This is a genomic window from Bacteroides nordii (genome assembly GCF_019930665.1).
GTDB classification, from domain to species: domain Bacteria; phylum Bacteroidota; class Bacteroidia; order Bacteroidales; family Bacteroidaceae; genus Bacteroides; species Bacteroides nordii.
Genome location: NZ_CP082886.1, coordinates 2,677,298 through 2,692,269, shown reverse-complemented (window position 1 = coordinate 2,692,269; position 14,972 = coordinate 2,677,298). Strand labels below are relative to the sequence as shown.

Genomic DNA, 14,972 nt, shown 5'->3' with positions numbered 1-14,972 from the left:
AAATATAGGTGATTATGGAAAATAAAAAAATTATCTTTCCTGAACTGTTCTTTACCGATAAGAATTTAGTTGGACGTGATGTTTGTAAAATTTCCCGGAATTTATCTGATTTAAAAGGCATCTTTGCCGATGTGGAAGCTTTTGAAAAAATGCCTCAGGACAAGCTTGCCTACGAAGTCAGTAGTTTTTTACCCGAAAAGGAAGGGACTCCGGGAGGATTGTATTTCGGTATTACTTATTTGTATCCGGGAAAAGTCGGCAATGAGTATATGATGACGAAAGGACATTATCATGCGAGTATCGACCGGGCAGAATTTTATTGGGGCTTAGAGGGAGAAGGAATGCTTATCCTCATGGACGAACAACGCAATGTATGGGCAGAGCGGGTGTTTCCTGGCAGTTTGCATTATATTCCGGGAGGAGTGGCCCACCGGATGGCAAATGTAGGAAGTTCTCTTTTTTCATTTGCAGCTTGTTGGCCTTCGGATGCAGGACACAATTATGCCGAAATTGCCGAGAAAGGATTTTCCGCAAGGTTGATTGAAGTAAATGGTATTCCTCATTTAATCTGATTTGCAATGTATTGTATAGCAATAGATTTAGGAGGAACCATCATTAAAATCGGTTTGGTAAAAGGAGATGAGATACTTGAATTCAGTTCATTTCCTGCCATAGCTGGTAGTCTGGATAGTAATCTTCCTGCTATGGGAGGAGTAATAAACAGGCTGTTGAGCAAATGGAAAGTGCCGAGAGAAGAGCTTGCAGGTATGGGTCTTGCATTTCCGGGTATGGTAAATCCGAAGGAAAAGAGAGTAACTTCTACCAATGATAAATACGATGATGCCTGTGACATAGATCTGCCTTCCTGGGTTGACAGGAACTGGGGAACCTCATTTATTATCGATAATGATGCTCGTCTGGCACTTGCCGGAGAATGGTATATGGGGGCCGGGAAAAATAGCCGGAATATGGTAATGATGACTATCGGGACAGGTATTGGTACCGGAGTTGTTTTAGATGGACGGATTATTAAGGGGACTCACTATCAGGCTGGTTCATTGGGAGGACACATCGTTGTGGATTATCGGGGACGACGTTGTACCTGTGGTAATATTGGTTGTGTAGAAGCAATGGCTTCTTCTTTCTTTCTGCCGGAAATAATTCGTACCCATCCCAAAATCAGCAGTGAATATAAAGCAAAAGCTTCCTCTTATGATTTTAAGACCTTGTTTGACCTGATGAGACGGGGAGAGCCGGAAGCTACTCTGTTGTGTAAAGATTGTATGGATGTATGGGCGGCAGCCATCATCAATTATATTCATGCTTATGATCCGGAAATCGTTGTGATTGGTGGTGGCATTATGCGTAGTGCGGATATCATATTACCTTATCTCAAAGAACGGATTGATCGTCTGGTGTGGGCCCCGGAAAATAAAGTGGAGATAACAACTTCTTTATTAGGAGATAATGCGGCCCTTTTGGGAATTTCATGTACGTTGTCAACAATAAAAAAAGAAAGATGCTATGAACAGATATTTTAATGATAAATCTAATTATGATAAATATCCGGTGGTAAATGTGCCGGGTATGGAAGGAGAATGCCGGGTAGGTTGGGAAGCTATTTCCGATTGTTTGAATAAAGACTTGTCGCAAATTGATAAAAAAGTAAAGATCGTAGTTCTGGAATGTTATCAGGGGGTGTTGGATGATGAAGTGGTAGAGGCTTTACAGTCTTTTTTCCCTTCTTCTCATTGGTTCTTTTCGCAGGATGCTATGTTATCATCGGAAAGGATAAATGCTCTTTTGAAACAGGATATTACAGACGATGAAATATTCGGCTATATGACTCGTCAGACAATGGATTGTTATTTTGACGAAAAGAAGTTGAAAGATGTCCGTTCGGAGATTGCTGCCGTTGCCGAAGGTATTGTTTTTGTCTATGGAGTTGGAGCTGCTTATATACAGCCGACATCCGACTTATTGGTTTATGCCGATATGGCCCGTTGGGAAATACAGATGCGTTTCCGTCGTAATGAAGTATCCAACGTTGGTGTTGAAAACAAAGAAGAACGTGCTTCTTTACAGTATAAACGTGCTTTTTTTGTTGATTGGCGTATCTGCGACCGGTTTAAGAAAAAATTGATGAAGAGATGGGATTACGTGCTCGATACGAATATAGCTGGTACTCCTAAGATGGCGACAGCAAAGGCAGTATGGAACGGATTGGAAAAAGCATCCCGTACGCCGTTTCGGGTAGTTCCTTTTTTTGATCCGGGACCTTGGGGTGGACAATGGATGAAAGAGGTGTGTGACCTGGACCGCGAGGTTCCTAATTTTGCCTGGTGCTTTGATTGTGTTCCTGAAGAAAACAGCCTTTATTTCAGTTTTGGAGACGTTCGTTTTGAAATACCGTCTATTGATCTTGTTTTTGCTTATCCGGCACGTTTGCTGGGCAATCCGGTATATGGACGTTTTGGCGATGAATTCCCTATCCGCTTTGACTTTCTTGATACGATGGGAGGGGGAAATCTGAGTTTACAGGTACATCCTCTGACGCAATATATACAAGAGAAATTTGGTATGCACTATACACAAGATGAGAGTTACTATATGCTGGATACCGCAGAAGATGCTACTGTCTATCTGGGTGTGAAAGAAGGTATTGATCCGCAAGAGATGATTAATGCCCTTAATGAGGCACAGGAGAGCGGACATTTTGATGCGGAGAAATATGTGGGTAATTATCCTGTTAAGAAGCACGATCATTTGTTGATACCGGCAGGTACGATACATTGTTCCGGAACAAACGGGATGGTACTTGAAATTAGTGCAACCCCTTATATTTTTACTTTCAAACTCTGGGATTGGGGACGTTTAGGATTGGATGGTCGTCCACGTCCTATCAATATAAAACATGGTCAGGAAGTTATTCAGTGGAATCGTACAGAATCTTGGGTTAAAAAAGAAATATTCAATCGGATAGAACGAATCGCTGAAGGGGAAGGCTGGAAAGAAGAGCGAACCGGTTTGCATGAAAATGAGTTTATTGAAACCCGCCGGCATTGGTTTACGGTTCCTGTTTTGCATCGGACAGATGGTAGTGTGAATGTGCTTAATCTGGTGGAAGGAAGAGAAGCTATTGTAGAAAGTCCGACAGGAAAATTTGAGCCTTTTGTGGTTCATTATGCTGAGACTTTTATAGTTCCCGAATCTGTGAAAGAGTATACGATCCGTCCTTACGGAGAATCTGAAGGAAAGCAATGTGCTACTATTAAAGCTTTTGTCAAACATAATCCTTAATCTGCTTTTTGATATGATTTTTAATCCGGGTTTTAATATAGAACCTACAACGAACCCCATGGGGTTCGTTTATGGGGCCGATGTTTTTGGTCCTCAGGTAGAGAATCGCTTGTTGAAAGACATTCGTAAGAGTTTATCCGATCCTGATTGTGAGGGTCCGGAAGTAGTGTATGCCATTGCTATGGATGTTGGTAAAAAGATCCATGCAGAGTTATTGAAAGAGAGGCATCTTCTTTATGGAGTAGTGACCTATGCAGCCGGAAAATTAGGCAAAGAACCGATACGTAGCCAGGGGCACATTCATTGGGTTTCAAAGTTCAGTCATTGGTCTACTCCGGAAGTTTATGAGATATGGTCGGGTGAAGCTATTATTTATATGCAGGAGTTTGCAGAAGACAATCCCGGACGTTGCTTTGCCGTTTATGCCCATCCCGGTGATGTTGTGATTGTACCTCCATACTGGGCACATGCCACTATTAGTGCCAATCCGGATAAACCATTGACATTCGGTGCCTGGTGTGATCGTGATTATGGTTTTGAATATGATGGAGTCCGTAAGCATAAAGGCATCGCCTGGTTTCCCGTTTTCAACGATAAAAATGAGATAGAGTGGCAGGCAAATCCATTGTATGATAAGTCGGAGCTGATATGTAAATCTCCTGCCGGTTATTCAGAGCTGGGTATTGTAAAAGGCGAAGCAATCTATACAACTTTTGAAAAGAACCCGGATACATTTTTATATGTTCCCCGTCCGGAACTGAAAAAAGAAGTATGGGAGAATTATGAACCTTAATAAAACAGAGAAACATTAATAAATAACCCAATTTAACTACCATGAAAACAGAGTATAATAGTAAGCTTATTTATGTCATAGCAGTAGTTGCTGCTACAGGTGGACTGTTGTTTGGATTTGATACCGGAGTGATATCAGGAGCCATTCCTTTTTTCCAGAAAGATTTTGGAATCGATAATAGTATGATTGAAATAATTACGGCTTCCGGATTGTGTGGTGCTATTTTAGGAGCACTCTTTTGTGGAAAGATTACAGATACGCTCGGACGTAAAAAAGTAATATTGGTATCCGCTGTCATTTTTGCCATTGGCGCTTTATGGTCCGGATTTGCTCCCGATGTTTATCATCTGATTGCTTCACGTTTATTTTTGGGTGTAGCTATCGGAGTTTCTTCTTTTGCCGTACCTCTTTATATTGCAGAAATCTCTCCTGCAAAAAAACGGGGAGCTTTGGTTTCGATGTTTCAATTGATGGTTACGATAGGAGTATTGGTTTCTTATCTTTCCGATTTATTTTTTGCCGATGAAAGTCAGATAGATTGTTGGCGGCCGATGTTTTACGTCGGAGTTATCCCGGCTATTGTTTTGTTTGTAGGTATGCTATATATGCCCGAAACTCCGCGATGGCTGATGAGTCGTGGAAGAGAATCGGAAGGATTGGCCGTTCTGTCACGTATCGAGAGTCCGGAATCGAGAGACGAGGCATTTGAGGCAATTAAGAGAGAAGTAGTCAAAAGTCGTGAGGAGAAAGCCGGGTATCGTGAATTGTTTAAACCCTGGTTACGCAATGCTGTGATCATCTGTATTGGCATTATGTTTTTTCAACAGTTTGTGGGAATTAATACAGTCATCTATTATAGCCCTAAAATATTTCTTATGGCTGGGTTTGACGGTACGGTTTCTGCTATCTGGGCTTCTGTGGGAGTGGGAGCTGTCAATCTGCTTTTTACCATCGTTTCTGTGTATTTTGTAGATCGGTTGGGAAGGCGCAAACTTTTTTTCACTGGTCTGACAGGAATCACGGTTTCTCTGGTTTTATTAGGTATTTGTTTCGCTTTCTCCGCTTCGTTAGGCAATGCAGGTAAATGGTTGTCCGTCACATTGGTCTTTATCTATGTGGCTTTTTTCGCTATCAGCATTGGTCCGTTGGGGTGGCTTATCATTTCCGAAGTATTTCCTCAGAAACTCAGAGGGCTGGGTTCCTCCATCGGTTCTTTGTCCGTATGGTTTTTTAATAGTATTGTATCTTTTACTTTTTTCAAAATTGTGCATGCTTTCACTATCAGTGGCACCGAGATATATGTGGAAGGTGAGAATCTGGGAAATCCGGCCGGTGCATTCTGGTTTTATGCAGTAGTGGCTTTAGCAGCTTTGATATGGGGATACTTCTATGTTCCGGAAACCAAAGGAATCTCTTTGGAAAAGATCGAGGAGTATTGGCGCAAAGGTGGCAAACCACGCTTTCTGAAATAGAAAAACAGAATAAAATATTGGAATAATACCAATAAACAGACCTTGAAATGATTATTATGGTAAGATATCATAATTATCAGCTAAAATGGCGGAAAGAAGGTATGTTGCTTATCCGTACTTTTACATTCGTCATTCGATGCTAACCAAAACTCTTTTATTGATCGGGATATAAATAGACTATAATAAATGAAAACACAATGAATATGAAAACAGAGTATCTATGTAAGAGTCGTATGAAGCATATTTTGCTTATAGGGACTGCAATGTTTCTTATTTCTCCCATTACCCTTTATGCCGGTGTTACAGTAGACCTGAATACAAATACTGAAACCGGAATTATGAATGGGGCACAGCAACAACAGACAGTAAAAGGTATTGTAAAAGGGCCGGACGGATTGCCCGTTATTGCTGCCAATATCTCCCAGAAGGGAACTAATAATGCTACCATTACCGATTTGTATGGTAACTTTACACTGAATATTACAGGACAACACCCTGTTCTGGTTATTTCGTATATAGGATATGTCACTACGGAAGTAAATGTGTCAGGAAGGGCTTTTATTGAAGTAGTGTTACAGGAAGATGTCGAAGCATTGGATGAGGTAGTGGTAGTAGGATACGGAACCATGCGTAAGAAAGACGTTACGGGAGCCGTATCTTCAGTCCGGACAGAGGATATTACTAAGAATGCTACTTCTAATGTGATGCAAGCTATTGCAGGAAAGATGTCGGGGGTACAGGTTGTACAAAATTCCGGAACTCCGGGAGGTGATGTCTCTATTCTTATACGTGGAGTTGGTACCATAAATGATGCATCTCCTTTGTATGTTATCGATGGGGTACCTGTCAGTGGCGGTATGTGGTATCTGAATCCTAATGATGTAGAATCTATCGATGTTTTGAAAGATGCTTCGGCTACGGCTATTTACGGTTCCCGGGGAGCCAACGGCGTAGTGATGGTTACTACTAAACAAGCACAGGAAGGGCATACGGAAATTAATTTTGATTATAGTTACGGCATACAACATACGGCAAAAACATATGACATGCTGAATGCATCACAATATGCCGCTTTACATAACGAAATGCGTACTAATGCCGGATCTGAATATTCTTTAAATCCGGCTTTCTCCGATCCGGAGTCGTTAGGAACGGGTACCGACTGGATGGATGCCATTTTCCGTACTGCACCCATGCAAAAGGTGAATCTTTCCATGTTAGGTGGAAATCAGAAAATAAGCCATGCTACCTCATTGGGCTATTATACGCAGGATGGTATTATGAAGAATTCGTCTTATAATCGTTTGAGTCTGCAATCGAATATATCCTCTAAAATTGTATCGAATGTAACGGTAAGAGCAAACGTAAACCTGAGTGCGGAGAATCGTCGTACTCAACCGGTCGGCACAGTTATTCAAAATGCAATGCGTATTTTGCCTTCTATTCCAATTCAGGATGAAAATGGTGAATATGCCGGCCCTACCGGTAATGCAGAATGGAATGGAAATGCACTAAATCCGGTGGCTATTATCAATGAGCAAAATTATCGGATGAAAGGATTCCGTATGTTATCCAATATTTCTCTTGAGTGGGAAATAATAAAAGGACTGAAGTTCAAAACCACAGGAGGAGCTGAGTTAGGGTATGATTATAATAATTCGTATATTCCTAAGTACAAATGGGGAATGAATGAATCGAAGAATACCATGCAAACTGTTTCTTCTGCTTATGAACAGTTGTATTTGTGGGACAATACTTTGAATTATGATAAGTCTTTCGGGAAACACCGGATAAATGCCATGGTAGGTACTTCTTATCAGGAATACAAAAAAGAGAGTGTATCTGCTTCTGGTTCCGGGCGTGCCAGCGAACTGACTACGGAACTGGATAATGCAACTAAAGCGACTGATGTAGGAGGTAATTCATTGCGCTGGGCGTTGATGTCGTACATGGCACGTTTACATTATTCGTATGATGACCGTTATTTAGTGACAGCAACTTTCCGGGCAGACGGTTCGTCGAAATTCGGTAAAGACAATCGCTTTGGTTACTTTCCCTCCTTTGCTGCCGCATGGAATATTGGTAACGAATCTTTTATGCAATCTGTGAAGCCCATCTCTCAACTGAAACTCAGAGTCGGTTACGGACAGACAGGTAATCAGAATATCGGTGCTTATGCTTTTGCCGATAAGCTGAGCGTGAACGGAGTTTACAATTTTGGTTCTCAACGTGGTTTCGAATCAAATCTGGTAAATTTGATATATCCTTATCTTTTATCCAACCCGTCAGTAAAATGGGAAGCTGTAGAACAGTATAATGTGGGTGTTGACATTGGTTTTTTAAAGAACCGTATTGTTGCAAATCTTGATTTTTATGTGAAAAACACACGTGATATGTTAACTAAAAAAACGGTTCCCCAAACAAGTGGTACTTCCTTGGAACAGGCAGATTGGCCACCGGTAAATATAGGTAAGGTACTGAATCGGGGTTTTGAATTTACCATCAATACAAAGAACTTTGTAGGAGAGTTTAAGTGGGAGACCAATCTTAATATGAGCTTCAACCATAATGAAGTTGTCTCTATTGGCGGTCCTGAAATTTTGAACGGTGTAAGCCTTATTCGGGAAGGACAACCTATAAACTCTTTCTATGGCTACAAACTGGGAGGAGTATACCAGACACTTGATGAAGTGTTCACCGGGCCTGTAATGGAAAATCGTGCAGCGGACAAAGCGTCTCACAACCCTTATAAAAACACCTCTCCCGGTGATATGTGGTTTGTTGATGTGGATGGAAACGGTGAAATTAATGATCTGGACCGTACGGTTATCGGTAATCCGTCTCCGGATTGTATTTTTGGTTTCAATAACACGTTCAGTTATAAAAATTTTGATTTGAGTATTTTCTTTCAGGGTGCTTTGGGCAATCAGGTCTGGAATGGTGTGAGAGCCAGCCATGAGAGTATGAACAGTACCTATAACCAACTGGCATCTACTTTAGAGAGATGGACGGGTGAGGGAACCAGCAGTTCTATGCCACGTGCCATATATGCCGACCCGAATAATAACTCACGAGCTTCTACCCGTTGGCTGGAAAATGGTTCTTATGCAAAGCTCAAAAATCTGACATTCGGTTATACGCTTCCGGAAAACTGGACAAACAGGGCAAAAGTAAAAGCGTTACGCCTTTATGTTAGCTTCGATAATCTCTGTACTATAACCAACTATTCAGGATTGGATCCGGAAGTCGGATTAAGTGGACTGGACTATGGAGTTTATCCTTCCGCCCGTACCTATATGTTTGGTGTATCCGTTAAATTCTAATATGATAAAGCCATGAAAAAGTATATTTATATATTCGCCTTTTTAGGACTGTCACTCTGTAGTCAGAGTTGTATGGATAAGCTGGAAATATTACCCAGTGACCAGATTATTACCGATAATTTCTTCGAGAAAGGTACGGCAGAAGAAATAGAAAGTGGAGTCAACTCCATGTACCAGCGTCTGCAAAGTTCGTATATGTACAATCTCCGTATGTGGACACTGGATATTGTGGCCGGAGAGGGTAGTGTAGGCAATGAAGCGGGAGGCAATGGGTTGGAAACTACCCAACTTGCCAATTTTATAACTACCAGTGATAACTCTGGTGCAAAAGAATTATGGCGGGGCCCTTGGGCAGGCATCAGTCGTACGAACTGGATTTTGAATAACATAGATGATGCTGTCCATGTAAGTCCGGATAAGATTACTCAATATAAGGGAGAAGCACATTTCCTTCGTGCTCTGTATTATTTCAATCTGGTACGTTTGTTTGGAGATGTTCCGCTGATTAAGACTCAGCAGACAGCAGGAGACGACTTACAGGTTCATCGTACACCCAAAGAAAAGGTTTATGAACTGATTATACAGGATTTGAAAGATGCTTCTACCATGCTGCCTGTGCAATATGAACAATCTTCCGACATTGGTCGTGCTACCAAAGGTGCTTCTTTAGGATTATTGGCAAAGGTTTATCTTACGCTGAAAAGATATGATGATACCATTCAGGCCATCGAAGAATTGAATGCTTTGAATGTGTATTCATTAAACAGAAGGTACGATTGGAACTTTGATTATTTGCGTGAGAATGGCCCCGAAAGCTTGTTTGAGGTACAGTACGAAAAAGATATAACTACCTATTCCGAATTTGACATACTTGGACAGGGAGCTTGGCACAATGACTATATGGCTCCTTTGGCTCCGGTAGCCATTGGTGGCAGATGGGGAAACTTTGGCTGGTTTGCCGTTTACCCGGAATTTGTGAATTCATATGAAGCCGGAGATTTGCGTAAGGTAGTATCTGTCTGGTGTCAGGGCGACCAGTATAAAGGATGGGCCTATAACCCTTCGGTTTCTCAAACCGGACATAATGTGAAGAAATTCTTGTGTGAAGATATTGGGCAGGACCGTGCAATGGATAGTCCTTTGAACTTTCCCGTATTGCGTTATGCCGATGTGTTGCTGATGTATGCCGAAGCTTTGAATGAAACCGGGCATACCGAAGAGGCATGTGCTCCTGCTGCTTCTTATGAAGAAGGAGGGCCGTTGAATCGTGTTCGTGTCAGGGCGGGATTACCTAATGTTACTACCGAAGACCAGGCAGAGTTGCGTGAAATCATTCGTCACGAGCGTCGTATGGAATTGGCTTTTGAAGGCGGTCACCGTTGGTTCGATTTGATTCGTTATGATGAAAACGGAGAGTATGCAAAAAATTTCTTTCATAGTATAGGCAAAACCAATTTCACTACTCCCAAACATCTGTTATTGCCTGTTCCAATGGATGATATTGATGCCAACCCCAATTTGAGACCGAATAATCCCGGATATTAATTTGAATCAGAAAAAGTATGAAAAAGAAATTTCTATTGTTAGTTGTCTTTGGATTTCTCGCTTCCTGGATGAATGCGCACGACGATTTGATTTACAGGACACAATCGGGATGGAGTTATGATATCGGCAATCAGTCTCATATTACTCAAACGGTGGATGCTGCTTTTATAGGGGGAGCTTGTGTGGGCGATTATAATGGCGATGGGTTGGTAGATATTTGTGAGGTAGAGATTAGCGGTGAAAATATAAAATGGGTATGGAAAATAAATGATGGTAAAAAAGATTGGATAACAAGCCCTTCGGTAAGTTTTGGCATCAGTGCTACCGATAAGTACGTGACTGGTGACTTTAATGGTGATGGAAAGACTGATATTGCCGTTATGCGTTCCGGAGCCGGAGGACTGGCCACCTGGTATATCGACTTTTCCCCTTGTGAGGGGAATGTCGATGCCAGAGGTCAATTCGGATTACCCGGAGATATCCCTTTATCCGGTGATTTTAACGGTGATGGGGTAGATGACCTTGCTGTTTATCGTCCTTCTACGGGAACCTGGTATGTTGCGTTCTCTTCTTTGACCGGTTATCCTGAATTCGATATGCCTTTGGCTATTAACGGAGTAGTGTTCGGTACAACAGAAGATATTCCTTTTACCGGTGATTTTAATGGCGACGGCTATACCGATATGGCTCTTTATCGTCCTTCTACCGGACAGGTCCTTATTAATTATTGGTCGGCAGACAAGCCTCGTTATGAACATTATGCCGATTCAAAAGGGTATGGTACTGTCGATAGTACTGTAATGGTACCGCTAACGGGTGTTCTTGCTGTCATGTCTGCTGATATGGATAATTCACGTCCTGTGGCTTTGCCTTTGGCTACCTTTGAAGAAACAGGGCGGGAGGTGAATCTCCGTCACGGGTGGACCTGTATTTTTGATAATTCTTTGAATGTGGATAAATGGGCTCATAATCTGGAAGCTGTAGGAATTAATACATTGGAGTATCATCCCTGGATGAGAGCTCACGAAGAAATTGCTCCTCAAACGGAAACGTGGAACACCTATGTAGGAGACGATCGCCTTTGGACAAGCAAAGAGACAATGAAAAAGAAAATAGAGAAATTCCGTAGTATCGGAGGACGTTCTGTTTGCTATACCGGTATATATGCCGCCACTCCGGCTTTCGCTCATAATTATCCCGATTGGGCTATGCGGAATGTAGCTGACCGCAGTTTCATTACTTATGGCAACTCTTATCTTTACTTGATGTCTACCAACGAATCAGTCGATGCCTCCTATACAATAGGAGGGGAGACTTTTAAAAATTTCAATGATTATTTTGTATCTCAGGCTGTGAAGGCGCAGAAGGAGTATAATTGGGACGGATATCGTTGGGATTGGTATGGCTTACCTGAGAACTATGTTTGTGACGGAACTTCTGCTGCTTGTAACTTTTCATCCGAAATGGCTCCATTGGTTAATCGTTTGGATTTGGCAGTGAAAGAGGTACGTACAGATGTCACTACGACGGCTTTACAACTACCTTCTACAAGTGGAAACATTCCCCATTATACTACGGGAGCCGTAGCCAACCATCAGTTTATGGAGCTTTGGCCTTTTGGTACGGGAACCAAATATACAGACCTCTACCGTGATATTTATGAAGCAAAATCACGTTATCCGGATAAGCCTGTATTTGCCAATTTTTATCCGCCTGCTGAGATGAATTTAACGACTGGCTGGCCCAAACAGAATATCGATTATCAATTTGCTACCTGCCTTTCTGCCGGTGGTTATCCGGCTGCACAGGTCGTAGACGGAGTGGCAAGCTTTACAGATCCCGTACCTTTCCATGCTGTAAATTATCCGGTGGAAGTACTCGAACGGATAGCCAGCTGGAATAAGTTTACAGAGGCTTACGGAGCCTATCTGTATTATTCCAATCATGCCTATGTGATTGCCGATTATAATTATTCGGATTTATCATTGAGTAATGCCACCGGTATCTATGCCAAATTAAAGAGACGCTGGGACAAACGAACTCGCCGGGTGGATGCTTTGATTGTCGATTTGGTAAATTATGGTTCTACAATAGATTTGCGCTGGGATGCAGTTAATGCAGCCCCTCAGACAAAAGCAGTAGAGGTATCTTTTACACTGCCGGACAATGTGACTCCGACAGATCTTTATTGCATTACTTTGGAAGAAAGCCGGAAAGTGGATTATACCCGGGAAGGTACTAAAATACGGGTGTCACTCCCTTCATTGGATACATTTGCCACCTTGGTACTGAATTTGAACAATACGGTTGGAATGCCTCAGGAACCCGGAAAAGAAGCTGTTACATTTGATCTGTTTCCTTTCCAATACGATGCCAGAGGAGAAACCCTACGCTCCGGAAAAGTCAGTGCTATTACAGTTTTTGATGATCAGGAACCTCTCATCGTATCCAATGATTATAACGGTAATGTATCTCATGCCGATAGGATAACGGATGCATTTGCGGGTGAGAGGGCATTGCAGGTAACTCCGGGAATGATTCGTTTCACCACCACTTCGGATGGTGCCATACGTGTACCTATTGATCAATTCAACCGCTTTAAAATAGCGATTCGTTCTCACAACACCACGGCTTGTTGGTTTGGTTTCCGTCTGATAAAACCGTCTGCCAGTTCTCCTGTATGGGAAACGAAAGACATATTCTATCGGGTAGGATATTCTCAACCGGGATTGGCTTACCTTACATTGACACCCGTAAAGCCCAAAGACGGCGAATGGGTGGAATATGAAAGGAATATTCAGCAAGACCTCATCGGATTGTGGGGAGAAGATTGGGCGGATGCTATTGTAATATCTGTTTTCATGGGACCGGTAGACAGGAATAGTGCCGACTATGATAATTTGATTTTCATGTCTGACGGGTATACAGGAATTGATTCTTTTAAGGAAAAAGATGAAATAAAAATCTGTTTTACTGACGAAGGTTCTCTGATGATTGTATCTGGTGGAATGCAACAGGAACATCTTTACGAAATCCGGTTAATGGATATGGGAGGCCGTATCTGTTATGAAGACAGACTCCGGTTTAATAACGGGATACTCTCTTGCAGCATTCCTCCATTACCGAAGGGGGCTTATCTGCTGACTATTAATGATACTGAAGAGAAGGGTCTTTACTCTTTATATTCTTCAGTTGTACTTCGGTAAAGTTTTAAATAAATGTTGATGAATTACTATTGTATAATTTAAATTTAATGGTTATGAAAAAGTTAATACTTGCAACTCTGGCCTGTTTGATGGCTGTTTTTATGTATGCTCAAAAATCCGATGGTATCGTGTATTGGTCTTACGGGGCAGGTTATCAGTTCGATTTCGATTTGGATGGAAAGATTGACCTTACGGTTCCTACGCAGACTAAAGATTTGCAGATATCCGAAGTCTTTGTATATGATGCCAATGGTGACGGTTATTTTGATTTATGCGAGGTAGACCGTTCCTGTTCGGTAGACCAGCTTATTCATTGGCGATTCTATTATAACGATGGAAATAATAATTTTATTGATCCGCAGGATGTTGTGTATGGAATGGCAGTAGGAGATAAAGCACTCTCGGCAGATTTCAACGGTGACGGTGTGGGTGATGTTGCTATTCGCCGTGACAATGAGTACGGACTTTGGTGGCTTATGCATTTCATGGCAATGGCTCCGGATGTAAATCTTGCTTTTGGTATTACGGAAAGCGATTATTTGTTGGCTGGAGATATGAATAATGATGGACAGGCAGATGTTGTTTTATATGATAAAGGAAATTGGCTATGCTCTTTTACTCCTTCTGTTACAGAATATAAAACTCCGGATTTTGCAAATCAGGATATTGCGAATATGCAGTTTGGAACTAAAAATGACATTCCTTTACTGTTGGATTTTAATGGTGACGGATATGATGATATGGCAATCTGTTCGGTGAACGACGAAGAAGTAAATGTTAACCTTCGTAATCCGGCTACTAAACCTGAGAATAACGGATATAGTAAAAGTGGTCGTGGTTCTTTTGATGAAACCTTTTTTATGCCTGCCGGGATTAAGCCGACCTGTGTACGTGGTGTAAAACTTGGTAAGGGAAGTGGGACAGGCGTAAGCACGGAAAAGCAGGAAGAGGCTGTATCTGTTTATCCTGTAATCGTTGAAAAAGATGCTTCGTTTGCCGTAAAGACGAATTCTGATAATAATCGGATCTCTGTTTATAACGTGACCGGACAACTGGTTAGAACGATTGTTGCAGGTCCTACCACAGACATACCAGTGGATGGTTGGAGCAGCGGACATTATTTCGTTCGTGTAGAATGCGGAAATAATGTGGTTACTAAAAAATTGATTATAAAATAATTCCTTTAAGTACTGTATCCTCATTAAATGAACGTTTTATTAAAACGCAAATGATCGCAGATTTTCGCAAATTAGAAGGTTTGCTGTACTTGAGGGACGATATTTTTTGCGTGAATTTGCGATAATCTGCGTTTCAATGATAGGTTGTCATAGTA

The 14,972-nt window shown here is 41.7% G+C and carries 9 protein-coding genes; all 9 read left to right on the top strand.

Annotated elements, in window-relative coordinates; genetic code table 11:
• Positions 1–14 precede the first annotated feature (14 nt).
• The 9 genes from K8P02_RS10815 to K8P02_RS10775 all read left to right on the top strand — a co-directional run bounded on the left by K8P02_RS10815 (position 15) and on the right by K8P02_RS10775 (position 14,817).
• Entirely contained in the window at positions 15–572 is a 558-nt protein-coding gene (locus K8P02_RS10815) for a glucose-6-phosphate isomerase family protein (protein WP_007486685.1), read from the top strand.
• A gap of 6 nt (positions 573–578) precedes the next feature.
• Positions 579–1,541 carry an ROK family protein gene (locus tag K8P02_RS10810; RefSeq protein ID WP_025867624.1) on the top strand — a complete coding sequence of 321 codons (963 nt, stop codon included), beginning with the start codon at positions 579–581 and terminating at the stop codon, positions 1,539–1,541.
• Complete coding sequence (locus K8P02_RS10805; protein WP_025867623.1) at positions 1,525–3,300, top strand: class I mannose-6-phosphate isomerase; 1,776 nt, start codon at positions 1,525–1,527, stop codon at positions 3,298–3,300. The genes K8P02_RS10810 and K8P02_RS10805 overlap by 17 nt, the downstream gene beginning before the upstream one ends.
• Positions 3,301–3,313: 13 nt before the next feature.
• Positions 3,314–4,093 carry a glucose-6-phosphate isomerase family protein gene (locus K8P02_RS10800; protein ID WP_025867622.1) on the top strand — a complete coding sequence of 260 codons (780 nt, stop codon included), beginning with the start codon at positions 3,314–3,316 and terminating at the stop codon, positions 4,091–4,093.
• 41 nt (positions 4,094–4,134) lie between these two features.
• Positions 4,135–5,565 carry a sugar porter family MFS transporter gene (locus tag K8P02_RS10795; RefSeq protein ID WP_025867621.1) on the top strand — a complete coding sequence of 477 codons (1,431 nt, stop codon included), beginning with the start codon at positions 4,135–4,137 and terminating at the stop codon, positions 5,563–5,565.
• 203 nt (positions 5,566–5,768) lie between these two features.
• Positions 5,769–8,888: a SusC/RagA family TonB-linked outer membrane protein gene (locus tag K8P02_RS10790; protein ID WP_223382334.1), complete on the top strand. Its 3,120-nt coding sequence runs from the start codon at positions 5,769–5,771 to the stop codon at positions 8,886–8,888.
• A 12-nt stretch (positions 8,889–8,900) separates the two neighbouring features.
• A complete protein-coding gene (locus K8P02_RS10785; RefSeq protein ID WP_025867619.1) occupies positions 8,901–10,433 on the top strand; it encodes a RagB/SusD family nutrient uptake outer membrane protein in 1,533 nt (510 codons plus the stop codon).
• 17 nt (positions 10,434–10,450) lie between these two features.
• Positions 10,451–13,639: an FG-GAP-like repeat-containing protein gene (locus K8P02_RS10780; RefSeq protein WP_223382332.1), complete on the top strand. Its 3,189-nt coding sequence runs from the start codon at positions 10,451–10,453 to the stop codon at positions 13,637–13,639.
• Positions 13,640–13,692: 53 nt separating this feature from the next.
• Positions 13,693–14,817 (top strand): T9SS type A sorting domain-containing protein, encoded by a 1,125-nt coding sequence (locus tag K8P02_RS10775; protein WP_025867618.1) that lies wholly within the window; start codon positions 13,693–13,695, stop codon positions 14,815–14,817.
• Positions 14,818–14,972: the final 155 nt, after the last annotated feature.

Coding starts and splice junctions, on each gene's coding strand:
- K8P02_RS10815 (WP_007486685.1), top strand. CDS start 15: ATGGAAAATAAAAAAATTATCTTTCCTGAACTGTTCTTTACCGATAAG.
- K8P02_RS10810 (WP_025867624.1), top strand. CDS start 579: ATGTATTGTATAGCAATAGATTTAGGAGGAACCATCATTAAAATCGGT.
- K8P02_RS10805 (WP_025867623.1), top strand. CDS start 1,525: ATGAACAGATATTTTAATGATAAATCTAATTATGATAAATATCCGGTG.
- K8P02_RS10800 (WP_025867622.1), top strand. CDS start 3,314: ATGATTTTTAATCCGGGTTTTAATATAGAACCTACAACGAACCCCATG.
- K8P02_RS10795 (WP_025867621.1), top strand. CDS start 4,135: ATGAAAACAGAGTATAATAGTAAGCTTATTTATGTCATAGCAGTAGTT.
- K8P02_RS10790 (WP_223382334.1), top strand. CDS start 5,769: ATGAAAACAGAGTATCTATGTAAGAGTCGTATGAAGCATATTTTGCTT.
- K8P02_RS10785 (WP_025867619.1), top strand. CDS start 8,901: ATGAAAAAGTATATTTATATATTCGCCTTTTTAGGACTGTCACTCTGT.
- K8P02_RS10780 (WP_223382332.1), top strand. CDS start 10,451: ATGAAAAAGAAATTTCTATTGTTAGTTGTCTTTGGATTTCTCGCTTCC.
- K8P02_RS10775 (WP_025867618.1), top strand. CDS start 13,693: ATGAAAAAGTTAATACTTGCAACTCTGGCCTGTTTGATGGCTGTTTTT.